Origin of the sequence: Thermodesulfovibrio aggregans, assembly GCF_001514535.1 — a bacterium.
GTDB lineage: Bacteria > Nitrospirota > Thermodesulfovibrionia > Thermodesulfovibrionales > Thermodesulfovibrionaceae > Thermodesulfovibrio > Thermodesulfovibrio aggregans.
The window spans coordinates 902,016-919,577 of sequence record NZ_BCNO01000001.1; the positions used below are offsets into that span (position 1 = coordinate 902,016).

23 protein-coding genes are annotated in these 17,562 nt (G+C 36.2%); 16 read left to right on the forward strand and 7 right to left on the reverse strand.

From position 1 onward, the window contains the following. The 7 genes from TAGGR_RS04550 to TAGGR_RS04580 all read left to right on the forward strand — a co-directional run. A partial coding sequence (locus TAGGR_RS04550) for a carbohydrate porin (RefSeq protein WP_161936175.1) occupies nt 1–470 on the forward strand: 470 nt, incomplete at its 5' end. 13 nt (nt 471–483) lie between these two features. Further along, on the forward strand, nt 484–1,254 hold the full coding sequence (locus TAGGR_RS04555) for a DUF4198 domain-containing protein (protein ID WP_059176161.1): 771 nt from the start codon (nt 484–486) through the stop codon (nt 1,252–1,254). Continuing rightward, nucleotides 1,254–1,847, forward strand: a complete 594-nt coding sequence (gene cbiM / locus TAGGR_RS04560; RefSeq protein WP_059176162.1) for a cobalt transporter CbiM — start codon at nt 1,254–1,256, stop codon at nt 1,845–1,847. The genes TAGGR_RS04555 and cbiM overlap by 1 nt, the downstream gene beginning before the upstream one ends. Further along, nucleotides 1,844–2,443: a NikL family nickel/cobalt ECF transporter subunit gene (locus TAGGR_RS04565; RefSeq protein WP_059176163.1), complete on the forward strand. Its 600-nt coding sequence runs from the start codon at nt 1,844–1,846 to the stop codon at nt 2,441–2,443. The genes cbiM and TAGGR_RS04565 overlap by 4 nt, the downstream gene beginning before the upstream one ends. After that, the gene (cbiQ, locus tag TAGGR_RS04570) at nt 2,433–3,176 is read left to right on the forward strand and encodes a cobalt ECF transporter T component CbiQ (RefSeq protein WP_059176164.1); all 744 of its coding nucleotides are present in this window, start codon (nt 2,433–2,435) and stop codon (nt 3,174–3,176) included. The genes TAGGR_RS04565 and cbiQ overlap by 11 nt, the downstream gene beginning before the upstream one ends. Continuing rightward, nucleotides 3,173–3,832 (forward strand): energy-coupling factor ABC transporter ATP-binding protein, encoded by a 660-nt coding sequence (locus TAGGR_RS04575; RefSeq protein WP_059176165.1) that lies wholly within the window; start codon nt 3,173–3,175, stop codon nt 3,830–3,832. Before cbiQ ends, TAGGR_RS04575 begins: the two co-directional genes overlap by 4 nt. Nucleotides 3,833–3,873: 41 nt before the next feature. Further along, nucleotides 3,874–4,266, forward strand: a complete 393-nt coding sequence (locus TAGGR_RS04580; RefSeq protein ID WP_059176166.1) for a YidH family protein — start codon at nt 3,874–3,876, stop codon at nt 4,264–4,266. Here the strand turns inward: TAGGR_RS04580 and ffh are convergent. The 7 genes from ffh to dnaJ form a co-directional block, all read right to left on the reverse strand. Next, nucleotides 4,263–5,585, reverse strand: a complete 1,323-nt coding sequence (gene ffh / locus TAGGR_RS04585) for a signal recognition particle protein (protein ID WP_059176167.1) — start codon at nt 5,583–5,585, stop codon at nt 4,263–4,265. The two genes, TAGGR_RS04580 and ffh, sit on opposite strands and share 4 nt — an antisense overlap. A gap of 3 nt (nt 5,586–5,588) precedes the next feature. Next, nucleotides 5,589–6,080 carry a peroxiredoxin family protein gene (locus TAGGR_RS04590; RefSeq protein WP_161936176.1) on the reverse strand — a complete coding sequence of 164 codons (492 nt, stop codon included), beginning with the start codon at nt 6,078–6,080 and terminating at the stop codon, nt 5,589–5,591. A 3-nt stretch (nt 6,081–6,083) separates the two neighbouring features. Then, complete coding sequence (gene trxA / locus TAGGR_RS04595) at nt 6,084–6,416, reverse strand: thioredoxin (protein WP_059176169.1); 333 nt, start codon at nt 6,414–6,416, stop codon at nt 6,084–6,086. Nucleotides 6,417–6,551: 135 nt separating this feature from the next. Further along, nucleotides 6,552–7,001: an Hsp20/alpha crystallin family protein gene (locus tag TAGGR_RS04600; protein ID WP_059176170.1), complete on the reverse strand. Its 450-nt coding sequence runs from the start codon at nt 6,999–7,001 to the stop codon at nt 6,552–6,554. 18 nt (nt 7,002–7,019) lie between these two features. Continuing rightward, on the reverse strand, nt 7,020–9,650 hold the full coding sequence (gene clpB, locus TAGGR_RS04605; RefSeq protein ID WP_059176171.1) for an ATP-dependent chaperone ClpB: 2,631 nt from the start codon (nt 9,648–9,650) through the stop codon (nt 7,020–7,022). Between the two features lie 11 nt (nt 9,651–9,661). After that, complete coding sequence (locus tag TAGGR_RS04610) at nt 9,662–10,000, reverse strand: MerR family transcriptional regulator (RefSeq protein WP_059176172.1); 339 nt, start codon at nt 9,998–10,000, stop codon at nt 9,662–9,664. Then, the gene (gene dnaJ, locus TAGGR_RS04615; protein WP_059176173.1) at nt 9,997–11,070 is read right to left on the reverse strand and encodes a molecular chaperone DnaJ; all 1,074 of its coding nucleotides are present in this window, start codon (nt 11,068–11,070) and stop codon (nt 9,997–9,999) included. Before dnaJ ends, TAGGR_RS04610 begins: the two co-directional genes overlap by 4 nt. Nucleotides 11,071–11,259: 189 nt before the next feature. On the opposite strand from dnaJ, the gene TAGGR_RS04620 reads away from it, so the two are divergent. The 9 genes from TAGGR_RS04620 to TAGGR_RS10635 all read left to right on the forward strand — a co-directional run bounded on the left by TAGGR_RS04620 (nt 11,260) and on the right by TAGGR_RS10635 (nt 17,306). Further along, nucleotides 11,260–12,504, forward strand: coding sequence for a threonine synthase (locus TAGGR_RS04620; RefSeq protein ID WP_059176174.1), 1,245 nt, complete (start codon nt 11,260–11,262; stop codon nt 12,502–12,504). Nucleotides 12,505–12,506: 2 nt separating this feature from the next. Next, nucleotides 12,507–12,782, forward strand: coding sequence for a MoaD/ThiS family protein (locus TAGGR_RS04625; RefSeq protein ID WP_059176175.1), 276 nt, complete (start codon nt 12,507–12,509; stop codon nt 12,780–12,782). 14 nt (nt 12,783–12,796) lie between these two features. Continuing rightward, nucleotides 12,797–13,045, forward strand: coding sequence for an NIL domain-containing protein (locus tag TAGGR_RS04630; RefSeq protein ID WP_059176176.1), 249 nt, complete (start codon nt 12,797–12,799; stop codon nt 13,043–13,045). A gap of 2 nt (nt 13,046–13,047) precedes the next feature. After that, nucleotides 13,048–14,121, forward strand: coding sequence for a threonine synthase (thrC, locus tag TAGGR_RS04635; protein ID WP_059176177.1), 1,074 nt, complete (start codon nt 13,048–13,050; stop codon nt 14,119–14,121). Beyond that, complete coding sequence (locus tag TAGGR_RS04640; protein WP_059176178.1) at nt 14,118–15,326, forward strand: cofactor-independent phosphoglycerate mutase; 1,209 nt, start codon at nt 14,118–14,120, stop codon at nt 15,324–15,326. Before thrC ends, TAGGR_RS04640 begins: the two co-directional genes overlap by 4 nt. Beyond that, on the forward strand, nt 15,319–15,963 hold the full coding sequence (locus TAGGR_RS04645) for a DedA family protein (RefSeq protein ID WP_059176179.1): 645 nt from the start codon (nt 15,319–15,321) through the stop codon (nt 15,961–15,963). The genes TAGGR_RS04640 and TAGGR_RS04645 overlap by 8 nt, the downstream gene beginning before the upstream one ends. Before the next feature lie 19 nt (nt 15,964–15,982). After that, nucleotides 15,983–16,708, forward strand: a complete 726-nt coding sequence (locus TAGGR_RS04650; protein ID WP_059176180.1) for a rhomboid family intramembrane serine protease — start codon at nt 15,983–15,985, stop codon at nt 16,706–16,708. 5 nt (nt 16,709–16,713) lie between these two features. After that, nucleotides 16,714–16,875, forward strand: a complete 162-nt coding sequence (locus tag TAGGR_RS10630; protein ID WP_161936177.1) for a hypothetical protein — start codon at nt 16,714–16,716, stop codon at nt 16,873–16,875. 284 nt (nt 16,876–17,159) lie between these two features. Next, complete coding sequence (locus TAGGR_RS10635) at nt 17,160–17,306, forward strand: hypothetical protein (protein ID WP_161936178.1); 147 nt, start codon at nt 17,160–17,162, stop codon at nt 17,304–17,306. Nucleotides 17,307–17,562 lie beyond the last annotated feature (256 nt).

Here is a 17,562-nt window from a genome sequence, read left to right on the forward strand (position 1 = left end):
CACCAATTGGTGAGGGTAATTACAGGCTCTATGGATACACAACGAATAAGAGATTTGAAAACTGGGATACCGATGCATACAAAGCATTGAAAGGAGTTGGAGTATCCTTTGACCAGCAGTTGATAAAAGACATACTTGGAGCATTTTTCCGTGCAGGCTGGCAGGATGACTCTGCAAAGGTAGATTATAACAGAATGTTTTCACTTGGATTGAATCTAAATGGAAGTGTGTGGGGTCGTAAGGATGATGAAATAGGCGTTGGTTATGCCTATTTAAAGAGTCCATCAAAGAATGAAGAGTTAAAACACAGTCAGGTATTTGAGTCTTATGTGAAGTTTAAGCTTTTTTCTTGCAAATTTCTCAGTTCAGACATAACCCTTGATTATCAGTACATTCGTGATACTGCAAGAGAATCAGACAACACAAAGGCAGGACATGTTTATGGCGTAAGATGGAATATTAACTTTTAAAGGAGGTTGAACCATGAAAGGTTTTACAAAGCTTTTAATCAGCATTATTGGAGTTTTATTCTTTACAGGTGTAGCTTTTGCACACTTTGGAGTGATTATGCCTTCTGATGACATTATCGGAGAAAAAGACCCAAAAAAAATCACTCTTAAAGTTTACTTCATGCATCCATTTGAACAGGAATGGCTTAACATGGAAAAACCTAAGACTTTTGGCGTAATGCTCGGAGATGAAAAAACTGATTTGCTGAATACGCTTGTTAACAAAAAGGTAAAAGGCAAAAGTGCCTGGGAGACTACCTTTACAATCAAGCGCCCTGGAGACTACATCTTTTACCTTGAGCCAGAGCCTTACTGGGAGCCTGCTGAGGAAAAATTCATAGCTCACTATCCAAAGGTTGTTGTTCAGGCTCTTGGAAAAGAGGAAGGATGGGATAAGGAAGTAGGACTTCCAATTGAAATAGTGCCTCTTACAAGACCCTATGGACTCTGGGTTGGAAATGTATTTCAGGGAGTTGTTAAGGTAAATGGAAAGCCTTTACCCTTTGCAGATGTTGAAGTTGAATACTTTAACGAAGGTGGCAAGGTTAAAGCACCAAAGGAACCCTATATTACACAGGTTATAAAAGCTGATGCAAACGGAGTATTTACTTATGCAATTCCAAAGGCTGGATGGTGGGGCTTTGCAGCTCTTACAGATGCTCCATATAAGATTAAGAAAGATGGGAAAGAATATCCTGTTGAAATAGGAGGAATTATCTGGGTTAAAGCAAGGGAGATGAAATAATGCATATATCAGAGGGAGTTCTTTCTGCGCCGGTATTAATTACCGGCGCTGTGCTTTCTTTAGCTGGATTAACATTGGGGCTTCGCAAGATAAAAAATGAAGACATACCAAAGGTTGCTGTTCTTTCCTCTGCCTTTTTTGTTGCTTCATTGATTCACATCCCCATTGGGCCAACCTCTGCTCATCTGGTTTTAAACGGGCTTGTTGGAATGCTTCTTGGCTGGGCAGCCTTTCCATCTATCTTTGTTGGACTTGTGTTACAGGCTTTGCTTTTCCAGTTTGGTGGACTTACAACTCTCGGTGTAAACACCTTTGCAATGGCAATGCCAGGGGTTCTGTCGTATTATGCCTTCAGAGGAATGCTTAGAAAAGGTAAAAATTTAGCATTTGCTGGAGGTTTTCTTGGTGGAGCTTTGGCTTTAATTATAGCAGCAGTTTTTATAAGCATTGCTCTGATTGAAACTGAAAAGAGCTTTATTGGTGTTGCAGGAACTCTTCTCGCCATGCATCTTCCAATTGCTGTGATTGAAGGAATTATTACAGGTTTTGTTGTCATATATCTTAAAAAAGTTAAACCGGAGGCACTGGCATGAGAAATCATATATTTAATAAACTTTTTCAGGCAATGATTGTCCTGCAAGTTATTCTTTTTCTCTTTAACTCTGCCTATGCTCATAAGGTTAGTGCCTATGCATACAGAGAGGGAGATAAAGTGTTTGGCGAATGCTACTTTGTTGATGGCTCACCCTGTAAAAACTCTCGGGTTCAAGTCTATGATAGCAAAGGAAACAAAATTACAGAAGTTACAACTGATGAAAAAGGGAAATTTAAATTTACCACTTCAAACACAGGGCAGTTAAAAATAGTAATTCCTGCAGGTGAAGGGCATAGAGCGGAATACATGCTTGAGGCAGCAGAAAAAGTTGAAAAAAAGGACATTAAAAAATCAGAGCCTGAAAAACAACCTGAAAAAAAAGAAATACCCAAGACATCTTTAAATAAAGAAGAACTTAAACAGATCATTGATGAAGCTATTGATGCGAAACTTCAGGGATTGAGAACTGAGCTGATGGATTTACGAAAGCAGATGGATAAAATAAGCATAAGAGATATAATTGGAGGAATTGGATATATATTCGGAGTCTGGGCTATAATTATGCTTCTTAAAAGAAAGAAAAATGCATCTTGAGGAATTTTCAGAAGGAAATAGCTTTCTACACAGAGCAGACCCACGGATAAAGATTCTGGTATTTTGCTTATTTAGTGTGCTCTGTGCAGTATCCTCGGGCATAAAAACTCCTTTAATTTATCTTTCCTATTCACTAATCCTTCTTGTAATTTCTCAGGTAAGGTTCAAACCTTTAATTTCAAGACTTTTTTTTGCAAATTTCTTTATAATTTTTATTTGGCTTTTTATCCCCTTAACGTATCCAGGGAATCCCCATATAGAGATAGGTTCAATAAGAATAAGTCTTGAAGGAATTAAATATGCTCTATCAATAACAATTAAATGCAATGCAATAATCATTGCCACCATATCTTTGCTTTCAACATCCTCTGTTTTTTCCCTTGCCCATGCTATGCTTCATCTTAAAATGCCCAAAAAACTGGTTACCTTATTTTTCCTCTTTTATCGCTACATAACTGTAATTCATGATGAATACTTAAAGATAAAAAGGGCTGCTGCTTTGAGAGGCTTTGTGCCAGCGACAAATCTTCATACCTATAAGACCTATGCCTATATTGTTGGGGGGATGCTTATAAAGAGCCTTGAAAGAGCAGAGGAAATTTATAAAGCCATGTTATGTAGGGGATTCAATGGATATTTCCCTCTTTTTGAGCATTTTCAAATAAAAAAAAGTGATATAATATTCGGTGTTATTTCAACAGCAATTATCATTTTAGTGTGGGTTGAAAGTTGAAGGAACCGTTAATAAGCTTAAAAAATATTTTCTTTAACTATGACAGTAGAGTTGTGTTCAAAGATTTAAACTTTGATGTCTATGAGGGAGACAGAATCGGGCTTATTGGTCCAAATGGTTCGGGCAAAACAACTCTTTTGCATATAATCATGGGACTGCTTAAACCTCAATCAGGAGTTGTTGAAATATTTGGAAAAATGAGAAAAAAAGAGAGAGATTTCATAGAGGTGAGGCAGAAAATAGGCTTTCTATTTCAGGACTCGGACAATCAGCTTTTCTGTCCTACTGTAAAGGAAGATATAGCTTTTGGTCCTCTAAATCTTGGAAAATCTAAAGAAGAGGCTATGAATATAGTAAAAGATACTCTGGAAATTCTTGGCTTAAGAGGGTTTGAAAACAGGGTTACCTATAAACTTTCAGGAGGAGAAAAGAGACTCGTAGCATTAGCAACAGTCATAGCCATGAACCCAGTCTGCTATCTTCTTGATGAACCAAATGCAGGTCTTGACGAGAATACCTCAGGAAAAGTTTTAAACTATCTAAAGAGAAATGCGAACACCTATATCGTAGTCTCTCATGATAGAGATTTCATAGAAGCAGTTGCAGAAAAAATCTATTTTTTAAAAGACGGGAAATTAATACTGACAGAATTTTGAGTTGTTGCGATTTTAACTGTTTTATTTTAAAATACTCCTTAATGAATAAAGACAATAACATCCATCCCCGGGTACGTAACAGAAGGGTTCATCTTGCCAATGAAAGAACTTTTCTTTCCTGGATAAGAACAAGCATAGGAATAATGGTATTTGGATTTGTAGTTGAAAAATTTGGACTTTTTTTAAAGCAACTGTATTTATTCACAGGTAAAGAACTTCCGTCCAGGCATGGAGAGTACTCAAGCTTTTTTGGAGTATTTCTTATCTTTCTCGGAGCTTTTATGGGATTTCTTGCTTTTATAAGATATAAAAAAGTAGAAAAACAGATTGATGAAGATGCCTATCAGCCTTCTATTGTACTTGATTTGCTTCTAATTATAGCACTTCTTGCAATTGCAATTTTTCTTATCATTTATTTAATTCACAGTATTTAAAATGGAAATATCTTTGGTAGTTTAAACCCTTTACCATGCTTCATTTTTTTCATTAGCTTTTTCATCTCATTGAACTGCTTGATCAGTCTGTTTACATCTGTTACAGTTGTTCCACTCCCTTTAGCAATTCTTATTCTTCTACTGGCATTTAAAATCTTGGGATTTCTTCTCTCTTCAGGAGTCATGGAGTTTATAATTGCCTCTACCTTTACAAACTCCCTTTCATCTATTTTTATATCCTTCAATATCTTATGAGCTCCCGGGAGCATTGAAAGAATATTTTCAAGAGGTCCCATCTTTCTCATTTTTCTAATTTGATCTCTTAAATCTTCAAATGTGAACTCTTCTTTTTCAATCTTTTTCTTTAGTTTTTCAGCTTCTTTCTCATCATAAGCTTTCTGTGCCTGTTCAATAAGAGTAAGAACATCTCCCATGCCGAGAATTCTATTTGCCATTCTATCAGGATAAAACTCTTCAAGAGCATCAAGCTTTTCTCCTGTTCCAATAAGTTTTATAGGCTTACCTGTTACCTCTTTTATTGAAAGAGCAGCACCACCACGAGCATCGCCATCCATCTTTGTTAGAATCACTCCAGTAATTCCTATCTTCTCATTGAAACTTTTTGCAATATTTACAGCATCCTGTCCTGTCATTGCATCAGCTACAAATAAAATTTCATGAGGATTAAGAATTTCTTTTATATCTTTAAGTTCTGTCATAAGTTCTTCATCAACATGCATTCTTCCTGCAGTATCAACAATTACAGGATCCATTCTATCAATTAAAGCTTTTTTAAGAGCTTCTCTGCATACTTGCCTTGGATCTTTAATTTCATAAGAATGAAATACCGGGATATCTATCTGTTTGCCCAGAGTAACAAGCTGGTCAATTGCTGCAGGTCTCTGTAGATCTGCTGCAACAAGCATTGGTCTTCGTCCCTGTTTCTTGAAAATTCTTGCAAGCTTTGCTGAGGTTGTTGTTTTTCCAGAACCGTGCAAACCCACCATCATAAAAATAGTTGGTGGATTTGGACTTAAATTAATTTTAGCAGTTGTTCCTCCTAAAAGCTCACATAGTTCGTCATAAACAATCTTTATTACTTGCTGTGCCGGTGAAAGACTTTCAAGAATTTCCTTACCTATTGCTTTCTGACGAACTCTTTCAATAAAAGATTTGACAACCTTAAAATTAACATCTGCTTCAAGAAGAGCAATTCTAATCTCTTTTAAAGCTGCGTCAACATCCTCTTCTTTGAGAATTCCTCTACCTTTTAGCTTTTTAAATATGGCATCAAGTTTCTCAGTTAGTGCCTCAAACAATCATTACCTCCTGAGTAAAGAATCAATATCTTTATTTAACAACTCAAAGGTATTTTTTGTTATACCTCTATATATCTGAGCAATCCGCTTATTCTTTAAGATAAAAAAATTAGGGAAACCATAAACATTATATAATTTTTTTACCTTTACATCTGCTATGAACAGAGGATATTCAATTCCTCTATCTTTTGCAAACTCGATCAACTTGTAAGTATCTTTTATTTCATCGTTAAATAAAACTCCAATTATTTGAACATCCTCAGATTTAAATTTTTTATAAAGACTGTTTATATCAGGAATTACATAATCACAGGCAAAACATTTATTTGATAAAAATTCTATTAAAATAACCTTTCCTCTGATCTGATAGAGCTCAATGTTTTTACCATCTTGAGTAGTAAGAAAAAAATTAGGAGCAAGCTCACCTTTATTTAGTGCAGCTTGCCCCAACTGAGGAAAAATCACAAGTAAGATTATAACTAAAAGTTTTTTCACCAATTAACTGTTTAGAAGACTGTCAAGTTTACTCTTTAAGATAGACTTTGGGACAACACCTACAATCTGATCAACTCTCTGTCCATCTTTGAAAAACATTATCGTTGGGATTCCCATAATTCCATAACGAGTTGCAATATCTGGATTTTCATCTGTATTAAGCTTTCCTACCTTTATTTTTCCTGCATATTCTTTTGCAAGTTCCTCTATTGTAGGAGCAATTATTCTACAAGGTCCACACCATGGTGCCCAAAAATCTACCATTACTATTCCTTTTGAGTTTAAAACTTCTGTTTCCCATTTAGCACTTGTAAGCTCTAAAATGCCTTCAGCCATTTTTACCTCCACAGATATTTTGTAAACAACTCTTTTAAATTAATCTTTTCTTTGTTATTTTGTCAATTTTAAACCTTTTTTCTTTAGATATAAAAAAAACCGAGTCTGCTCAAAACAAACTCGGGTCTTTAAATTTTACTCTAATGGAATCTTTATTTCTCGTGGTTTTGATTCCTCTTTTCTTAAAATAACTATCTCAAGTAAGCCATTCCTGAGATTTGCTTTAACTGAAGATTTATCCACATCTGATGGCAAATTAATGGTTCTTGAAAAAGGTCCATAGCTTCTTTCATTCAAGATATAGTCTTCCTCAGAAACACCTTCAGGTTTTTTTATTTCTCCTTTGATTAAAAGTCTATCATCAGTAATAGTTAAATCAATATCCTGTTTATCAACCCCTGGAATTTCTACCTGAATAACCAGCTCATTTCCTCTTTCAAAAATATCCACATTTGGAGAAATGATTCCCTCTGCTGTTACTGTTTTTCTCCTTCTTACAGGTGATAGAAACTCCTCAAAGAGCCTGTCCATCTCTTTTCTAATCTCCTCAATCTCTTTTAAAGGACTCCATTTTACAATAGCCATTTTACACCTCCTAAATTTTTAGGCTGCTTCTGCTAATACAACTTTATCAAATACAATTTTACCATCTTTGAAATCTACTTCCACAACATCTCCCTCTTTGAATGTTCCTTCAATAAGTTTTATCGCAAGTGGATCAAGTATCTCTTTCTGCAATACCCTTCTTAATGGTCTTGCACCATATACGGGGTCATAGCCAGTTCTTGCAATGTATTCTTTTGCTGCTTCTGTAAGAGTAATGTCAATCTTTCTCTGTTTAAGGTATTTCCTTATTCTTTTTACTTGAATTTCGACAATATTCTTCATCACTTCCATGCTCAATGGATTAAAGATAATTATCTCATCAATTCTGTTAAGAAATTCCGGTCTGAAGAAAGTTTTTAAGTCATCCATAATCTTTGTTCTTAAATCTTTCTTTAAATCCTGCCAGTGTTCAGAGCCACCACTTTCAAGAAACTCCTGAATATGAGCACTTCCTATGTTTGATGTCATAATGATAATTGTGTTTCTGAAATCAACGGTTCTACCGTGACCGTCAGTCAGACGACCATCATCAAGAACCTGTAGCAAAACATTGAAAACTTCAGGATGAGCCTTCTCAACCTCATCAAAAAGAACAACACTGTATGGACGCCTACGTACTGCCTCTGTAAGCTGTCCGCCTTCCTCATATCCAACATAACCAGGAGGTGCACCGATCAGACGGGATACAGTATGTCGCTCCTGATACTCTGACATATCAATACGAATAATTGCATTTTCATCATCAAAGAGGAACTCTGCAAGTGCCTTTGCGAGCTCAGTTTTACCAACACCTGTAGGACCAAGAAACATAAATGAACCAATAGGTCTATTTGGATCCTGTAATCCCGCTCTTGCCCTTCTTATGGCATTTGATACAGCAATAATTGCTTCATCCTGTCCAACAACTCTATCACGGAGACGCTCCTCCATTTTGAGTAGTTTCTGGGTTTCGCTCTCAAGAAGTTTCTTTACAGGGATGCCTGTCCATTTAGCAACAACCTCTGCAATATCTTCCTCGTCAACTTCTTCTTTAAGCATCTTTCTTCCTTTTTGAATCTCTTTCAGGCGAGCATTTGCCTCATCAAGTGCTTTCTGAAGTTCAATAAGCTTTCCATATCTGAGTTCTGCTGCTCTTGTAAGGTCTCCCTGACGTTCTGCCTGCTCTGAGGCAATTCGGGTCTGCTCAATCTCTGCCTTTATCTCTCTAATCTTTAAAATAATCTCCTTTTCAGCCTGCCACTGCCTGCTTAATTCCTCTTTTTTAGCAAGCAGTTGCTCTATCTCCTGGGTAATTTTTTCTATCTTTTCCTTTGCATCCTCGGTTGGTTCTTTACTTAATGCCTGACGCTCTATTTCAAGCTGACGTAGTTTTCTTTCAATTTCGTCAAGTTCAATTGGCATGCTGTCAATCTCCATTCTAAGCTTTGCTGCAGCTTCATCAATCAAATCAATTGCCTTGTCAGGCAGATATCTGTCTGTTATATACCTTGCTGAAAGAACCGCAGCTGCAACAAGTGCTGAATCCTTTATCTTTACACCATGATGAACCTCATATCTCTCCTTAAGCCCCCTCAAAATAGAGATTGTATCCTCAACAGAAGGCTCCTTAACTAAAATTGGCTGAAATCTTCTTTCCAGTGCAGGGTCTTTTTCAATATATTTTCTGTATTCATTAACAGTGGTGGCACCAATGCATCTTAGTTCTCCCCTTGCAAGAGCTGGCTTAAGCATATTTGCTGCATCAACTGCTCCCTCAGCAGCTCCTGCACCAACAAGTGTGTGAAGTTCATCTATGAATGTTATAATTCGTCCCTCTGACTGGGTAATCTCTTTAAGAACTGCTTTAAGCCTTTCCTCAAACTCTCCCCTGTATTTTGCACCTGCAAGAAGTGAACCTATATCAAGAGCTATCAGTTCTTTGTCTCTCAAAGATTCAGGAACATCGCCTGCTACAATTCTCTGTGCAAGACCTTCAACTATTGCGGTTTTACCAACGCCAGGGTCTCCAATCAGCACTGGATTATTCTTTGTTCTTCTGCTTAAAACCTGAATAACTCTTCTTATCTCCTCATCCCTTCCAATAACAGGATCAAGCTTGCCTTTGCGGGCTAACTCTGTAAGATTTTTACCATATCTAACCAGTGCCTGATATTTTTCCTCTGGATTGGGGTCCGTAACCTGATGAACTCCTCTTATCTTTCTCATTGCATCAAGCACTTTCTGCCTTGTTACTGCCTGCTTTTTTATTGCATCAAGCGCAGGTCCACCAACATCAAACAAAGCTATAAGAAGATGTTCAACGCTTATGTATTCATCCTTAAGATGTTCAGCTTCAGCTTCTGCTTTCTCAAAGAGCTGGTTAAATCTTGGAGTAATATAAATTTGTTCAAGAGGCTGAGCACCATAAACTTTTGGAATTTTATCTATAGCTTTCTTTAAATCTATTTTTATTGTGTTTAGGTCTGCACCGCACTCCTTTAAAATTCGATAAACAAGCCCTTCAGTATCCTCAACCAGAGCATAAAATAAATGCTCCACATCTATCTGCTGATTGCCGTGCTGAGAGGCAATCCTCTGAGCCTCTCTTATGGCTTCCTGTGTTTTATATGTAAGTCTATCAAATCTCATGGTTTTCCTCCTTAAATTTGTTCAAAAAACTTTTTAATTCTTTTTTCAATCTGCTCTCTTACATCTTCATCAACGTAGCGAAGTACTTCCTGTATGAATTGTTCCATCATCTGCATTCTTTCACGCATTCTGAGAATAATATCCACTCCAGCCCTGTTAACTCCAAATTCCTTTGTAAGTTTTATTACAAAGTTAAGTCTTTCAATGTCTTCATCTGTGTAAACTCTCTGTCTTTTAATCCTCTTTGGTTTTATAAAACCTTCTCTTTCATAAAGCCTCAGTGTCTGAGGATGAACATTTAGAAGTCTGCAAACCATGCTTATCATGTAGAATCTCTCGTCCTGTCTCATGACTCCCTCCTCAACATGAATTCTCTTGGATTTTCTCTGTAAAAGCGTTCAATTTTCCTGATTTCTTCCTTTTCAGAAGCTGACAATCCTTTAGGAACTACTATCTTTATAACCACATACATGTCTCCTTTTCTGCCTCCCTTTGGAGATGGAAAGCCTTTACCTGAAATTCTAAATTTCTGCCCACCCTGAGTTCCCTCGGGAATTTTCATTGTAACTGTGTTTCCATCAGGAGTAGGAACATCAACCTTTGCACCTAAGACAGCCTCAACAAATGTTACTGGAAGCTCAATATATACATCCTCCCCCTTTCTTGTAAAAAATGGATGGGGAATAACATTAACCTCAAGTATCAAATCCCCGTAGGGAGCTCCACCTCTTCCAGCATTTCCATATCCTTTAACCTTTACATTTGAGCCACTGTCTACACCAGCAGGAATTTTTGCCTTTACTGTCTCAGTAATTAAAACTCTTCCTGTTCCTCCACAGTTTTTACACTTTGATGAAGCAGTTCTTCCGGTTCCTCCACAATTAGGGCATGTTTGACTTACTCTCATGAATCCTCTTGAAACCTGAACTCTACCAGTTCCTCCACATCTTGAGCATATATCAACCTTATCAGCGCCACTTCCATGACATACCTGACACTCAATATATCTCTGATATGTTACTGGTTTTACAGTACCTTTATAAGCTTCTTCAAAGGTTAATGTAACAGGAATAACTATATCTTCACCTTTTATATAGGTAGTTCTTGTTGTAGTGAAAGTTTCACCAAATATATCACCAAAGATATCACCCAGATCAAAGTGCTTTGTAAAGTCAAAACCACCAAAATCAAAACCTTTAAAATCAAAGGTTTCACCTCTATCATACTCAGCTCTTTTCTGAGGATCACTCAGCACAGCATATGCTTCATTTATCTCTTTAAACTTCTCTTCAGCCTCTTTATTACCTGGATTCAAATCAGGATGATATTTCCTCGCAAGCTTACGATAAGCTTTTTTAATCTCATCCTGAGTGGCATCCTTACTGACACCAAGAATTTTATAATAATCCTTGCGTTCCATAAAATTAATTTAGCATATTGAGTTAATTTATATCAAGATCTCGAAAAATTTTTTCAGGTTATCTTTGGATTGTCTTAAAAGCAAGAATTCAAAACATAAGGTTTACCAGATTTGTATGGTTTATTTATCGGCAATTTGATTAAATTAATGTTAAAATAAAAAATTAACTATGGAATTTGGAGGTGGGAAATGAAATATGTAAAAGGACTTAAATGTAGAGAATGCGGAAGAGAGTATCCTGTAGAACCAATATATGTATGTGAATTCTGTTTTGGTCCGCTTGAAGTAGTTTATGACTACGCAAAGATAAAGAAAGCTCTTTCAAGAAGAATAATAGAAAAAAGACCCAAAACATTGTGGAGATATAAAGAACTTCTACCAATAGATGGTGAACCACAGGTTGGACTAAATTCAGGATTTACACCTTTGGTTGAAGCTAAAAATCTTGCCAAATATCTCAATGTAAAGGAACTTTATATAAAAGATGATACAGTTGCCCATCCTACACTTTCATTTAAAGATAGAGTTGTGGCAGTGGCACTTACAAAAGCAAAGGAGTTTGGCTTTGATACTGTAGCCTGTGCATCAACTGGAAACCTTGCTCATGCTGTCTCAGCTCATGGAGCAAAGGCTGGATTTAGAAGATTTATATTTATTCCTGCAACACTTGAACAAAGTAAAATTGTCGCTTCCATTGTTTATGAGCCGAATCTTGTTGCAGTTGATGGAAACTACGATGACGTAAACAGGCTTTGTAGTGAAATTGCCAACAAATACAGATGGGCTTTTGTAAACATAAATATCAGACCTTTTTATGCAGAAGGCTCAAAAACAATGGGATTTGAAATAGTTGAACAACTTGGCTGGAAAGCACCAGACAGCATTGTAGTTCCCTGTGCCAGTGGCTCACTTCTTACAAAGGTGTGGAAGGCATTAAAGGAGTTTAAAGAGCTTGGAATTTTAAAGGAGCTTGAGACAAAAATATATGGTGCTCAGGCAACAGGATGCTCACCAATTTCTACAGCCTTTAAACAGGGAACAGATGTTATAAGACCTGTAAAACCAAACACTGTTGCAAAGTCTCTTGCAATAGGAAATCCTGCTGATGGATATTATGCTCTGCAGGCTGTAAAGGAAAGTGGTGGTGCTATGGAAGATGTCTCTGATGAAGAAATTATTGAAGCAATAAAAATTCTTGCAAAAACAGAAGGTATATTTACAGAGACAGCAGGAGGAGTTACTCTTGCCTGTTATATTAAACTTTTAAAAGAGGGAAAAATTGATAGAAAAGATAGAACTGTACTTTGTATTACAGGAAACGGACTTAAAACAGCAGAAGTTTTAGGTGGTAAAACAGTAGAAGTTTATAACATTAAACCTAATCTTGCTTCCTTTGAAGAAGCTTTAAAAAGAATTAATGAAAAGGGGAGGTAAAAATGGCTGTAAAAGTTTTAATACCAACACCACTTCAGAAACTCACTGGTGGCAAAGATGTAGTGGAAGCTCCAGCAGGAAAAATAATAGAGATAATAAATGCTCTTGATAAACAATATCCAGGACTTGCGGAAAGACTCTGTCAAGATGGTAAGATAAGAAGGTTTATAAATATTTATCTTAATGAAGAAGATGTGAGATTCCTCCAGGGAGAAGAAACTGTAGCTAAAGATGGAGATGAGGTTTCAATTGTTCCTGCCATTGCAGGAGGAAAATAAGAAAGGAGGCTTTTATGGGTGAGATAAAAAAACTAAGAGTAAGGCTCACCTTTCCTCAAGAATTAATTAAGGAGCCTGTTCTTTTTAGAATGGCAAAAAAATATGATGTTATGCCAAATATTCGTAGAGCAAGAGTCACTGATACATTTGGAGAAATGATCCTTGAACTTGAAGGATTAGAAGAAAATCTTGAACAGGGAATTAACTCCCTCAGAGAGCAGGGAGTTGTAGTTGAATTAATAGAAGGAGACATAATTGAATAGCTATGAGTACAAGAACACCTTGGAGAGGAATTATAAAAGAATACTATGAATTTTTCCCTGTAACAGAAAAAACTCCAATTATTACTCTCTTGGAAGGAAATACGCCTCTTGTTAGAGTAAACAATCTCACAAAAAAGCTTAACATGGATATAGAGCTCTATCTCAAATTTGATGGAGCAAATCCTACGGGCTCCTTTAAAGATAGAGGAATGACTCTTGCCATATCAAAAGCAGTCGAAGAAGGCTCACGGGCTGTAATATGTGCTTCAACTGGAAATACTTCAGCTTCTGCATCAGCCTATGCTGCAAGAGCCGGGATTAAGGCAATTGTTCTTATTCCAGAAGGAAAAATCGCAACTGGAAAACTCGTTCAGGCAATGATTCATGGAGCAGTGGTAATACAGATTAAAGGAAATTTTGATCAGGCTTTAGATATTGTAAGAGCTATTGTAAAAGAGTATCCAATTACCCTCGTTAATTCAATAAATCCCTATAGAATTGAGGGACAGAAGTCAGCAGCTTTTGAAGTATGTGATCAACTCGGGTATGCACCAGATTATCATGCATTGCCTGTGGGAAATGCAGGTAATATCTCAGCATACTGGAAGGGATATAAAGAATATAAGGAAAAAGGAAGGATCACAACTCTTCCTAAGATGCTTGGATTTCAAGCAGCAGGAGCGGCACCAATTGTGCTTGGAAGACCTGTAGATAAACCTGAAACAATAGCAACTGCCATAAGAATAGGAAATCCTGCGAGTTGGAAAACTGCTGTTCAGGCGAGGGACGAATCTGGTGGGAAAATAGATATTGTTACAGATGAAGAAATTCTTAAGGCATATAAAATGATAGCAAGTTATGAAGGAATATTTTGTGAACCTGCTTCTGCAGCTTCTGTTGCAGGAGTTATAAAGCTTTACAATCAGGGATACTTCAAAAAAGATTCAACAGTTGTATGTACACTTACTGGAAATGGACTAAAAGATCCTGATACTGTTTTCAAGGTAGCTGATGAACCTCATATTTTACCTGCAAACCTTGATAATGTGAAAGCCTTTATGGAGAAGATTTTATGAAATACATTGTTATTGTTCCTGATGGTGCAGCAGACTATCCATTAGAAGAACTTGGTGGACTTACACCTCTTCAAGCTGCCAGAACTCCAAACATGGACTGGCTTGCCTGTCATGGGCTGACAGGTTCTGTAAAAAATATTCCTCAGGGATTTTCTCCTGGAAGTGATGTGGCAAACCTGAGCATTCTTGGTTACGATCCAAAAGTTTATTACACAGGAAGAGCACCTCTTGAAGCTGTAAGTATGGGATTGAATCTATCAAAAAATGATGTAGCATACAGATGTAATCTTGTTACTCTTAAAGTTTTGGATAAAAACAAAATCTTTATGGAAGACTACTCAGCAGGTCATATATCCTCTGAGGAAGCAAAAATTCTTATTGAGGAAATAGATAGAAAACTTGGAAGTGATAATTTAAGATTTTATCCCGGAGTAAGTTATCGCCATATAATGTTATGGAAAGATGGTTCAGACGAGGTAGAATGTACTCCACCACATGATATTACAGGAAAAGAGATCTCAATGTACCTTCCTGTAGGAAAGAACTCTAAATTTTTGAAAGATCTTATTTTCAAATCAATGGATATTCTTAAGGACCATCAAATTAATAAAAAGAGAGTCTCTGAAGGTAAAAAACCTGCAAACAGCATATGGCTTTGGGGGCAGGGAAGGACTCCAATGCTACCAAAATTTCAGGAAAAATATGGAATTTCAGGTGCCCTTATATCAGCAGTAGATTTAACAAAAGGTTTGGGTATTTTAGCAGGATTTCACATAATAAATGTTCCTGGTGCAACTGGCTGGATAGATACAAACTATGAAGGAAAGGTTGATTATGCTCTTAATGCCCTTGAAAGAGTGGATTTTGTTTATATTCACATAGAAGCACCAGATGAGGCAGGTCATCAGGGTGATTATAAATTAAAAATCAAGGCAATTGAAGACATTGACAGCATTGTCATAAAAAAAATTCTCGATGAAGCACCAAGAAAATTTAAGGAATTTAAAATCCTACTTCTTCCAGACCATCCAACCCCAATTAAACTGAGGACCCATACCGACGAACCAGTCCCATTTGTAATCTATGATAGCAACCGTACTGAAAAGAAAAACAGAGAATTTTCAGAGGAAATTCTAAAATCTCCTGATATTCAGATAGAGGATGGTTATAAACTCATGAATTTATTTATCTTTGGCAATGTTTGATCTGATTGATATTATTCTTCATATTGATATTTATCTTGAAAATCTTCTTTCACAGGTAGGCATCTGGATTTATGTGGTTCTTTTTTTTATAGTTTTTTCAGAAACCGGATTTGTTGTAACACCTTTTTTGCCTGGTGATTCTCTGCTATTTACTGTAGGTGCCTTATCTTCAAGAGAACTTCTCTGTCCATGGAGTTCATTTATAGTTTTGTCCGCTGCTGCTACATTAGGTAATACATTGAATTATCACATTGGGAAGTTTGTTGGTCCTAAGATTTTCTCAAAAGAAAACTCTTTATTTTTCAATAAAAAACATCTTCACACAACAGCACTATTTTATGAAAAACATGGTGCAAAAACCATCATCATCGCAAGATTTTTACCTATTTTAAGAACATTTGCTCCTTTTGTAGCTGGAATAGGTAAAATGAACTACCTTAAATTTCAAATATATAATATTTTTAGCAGTTTTCTATGGAGCAGTTCACTTATTTTAGCAGGATATTTTTTTGGAAACATTCCGATAGTAAAAGAAAATTTCTCTGTGGTTATTCTTGGTATTATCATAATCTCAGTCATACCAAGCATTATCAAGGCTGTATCTATAAACCGTGATGCAGAAAAAGTTAAAAATTAAAAACGAGGAGTAAATTAAAATGATACCAATTAGAGATTGCCTTCCTAGAAGATATACTCCCTATATGACATGGCTTATTATCGCTTTAAACTCTTTTATCTTTATCTTTGAACTTCTTTTGTCAAAGGATGACTTAGATTATCTATTTCATATTTTTGGTGTAGTTCCTGCAAGATACATGCTTGTAGATTCGCTTCCCTTTGATCCTTTTTATTATCTTCCTTTTTTGACAAGTATGTTTCTTCATGGAGGATGGTTTCATCTAATAAGCAACATGTGGGTAATGTGGATTTTTGCTGACAATGTAGAAGACAAAATGGGTTCTTTTAGATTTTTGATTTTTTATCTTCTTTGCGGATTTGGAGCAAGTTGGATTCACTGCCTCATTAACCCAACATCAGTAATACCAACAGTTGGAGCTTCAGGTGCAATCTCAGGAGTTTTAGGTGCCTATATGATAATGTTTCCCCATGCAAGAGTTATTACTCTGTTTCCTATTTTATTTTTCCCGTTCTTCTTTGCTATTCCAGCAATTATTTACATACTAATGTGGTTTTTCATTCAACTTTTTTCAGGACTGGGTTCATTACTTACTCCCGAAGACGTAGGAGGAGTTGCCTGGTGGGCACATGTAGGAGGATTTATCTTTGGAGTTGTTTTACATAGAATATTTGTTATCAAAAAGAGACTTCGCATTTACGATGACCAATTTGATTACTACTGTGCATGGGGAAGATTTTTGTAAAACTAATGGTACGCTGCAAAATCTGTAATAATTCTTCTCTTTTTATATCAAAATATCCCGGAGTCTGTCTTGATTGCATCAAAACTAAAACTGATAAAGCTCTTAAAGTTGCCTTTGAGGCTCATAAGAAAAGCAGGCTTGTCTATAGTCCTGAGTTTATCAATTAGACCCCGAAAATTGACATTTTAGCCTCGTAAACCCTTGATTTTACTTAATCCTATTTTTTATTTTCATTTCTGGAAAAACAAGGCACAGGTATCTATTCAGTCTTGGCAGGCTTGAAGATTTCCTGAACACAGAGTCATTTAAAAAACTTGCAAAGAGAGCATTAGGACAGGAAGAACCAAAGCTTGAACTTAGAAACATCTCAGAGGGAAGAATACTCAACTATGGACATTGTCTGATAAAGAAACTCTGGGATAGATTGAGTCTTGATGAATTTTTCAACTCTGTGACAGAAAACAAAAGGGCTGATATTGCAAAGGCAGTATTTTACATGACAACAAGGCATATGATCTCATCAGACAGTAAACTTGGAATGTATGAGACAAAGCAGGAGTATTTTGGATTTGAAAGTATTGGAATAAATCATCTATAAAGGGCACTTGATGTTTTAGCAGATTTTAAAGACGGTCTTGACAGAGTTTAGTATTGATGGACAGGTATATTACTTAAAGAACAAGATTGACAGAGTAGCTAAGTCTCTATTCAGAGCATTAAGAGTAAAGAGCCATCCAATGTAACAGCTAGAGAAGATTTCAAAATATAAACTGTCGAAGAATCAAAAGAATACGATTTTTGTTGTGCAAAAATTTGCTATTTTTAAAAATAAAGTTCAATATTTTCAATGAGTT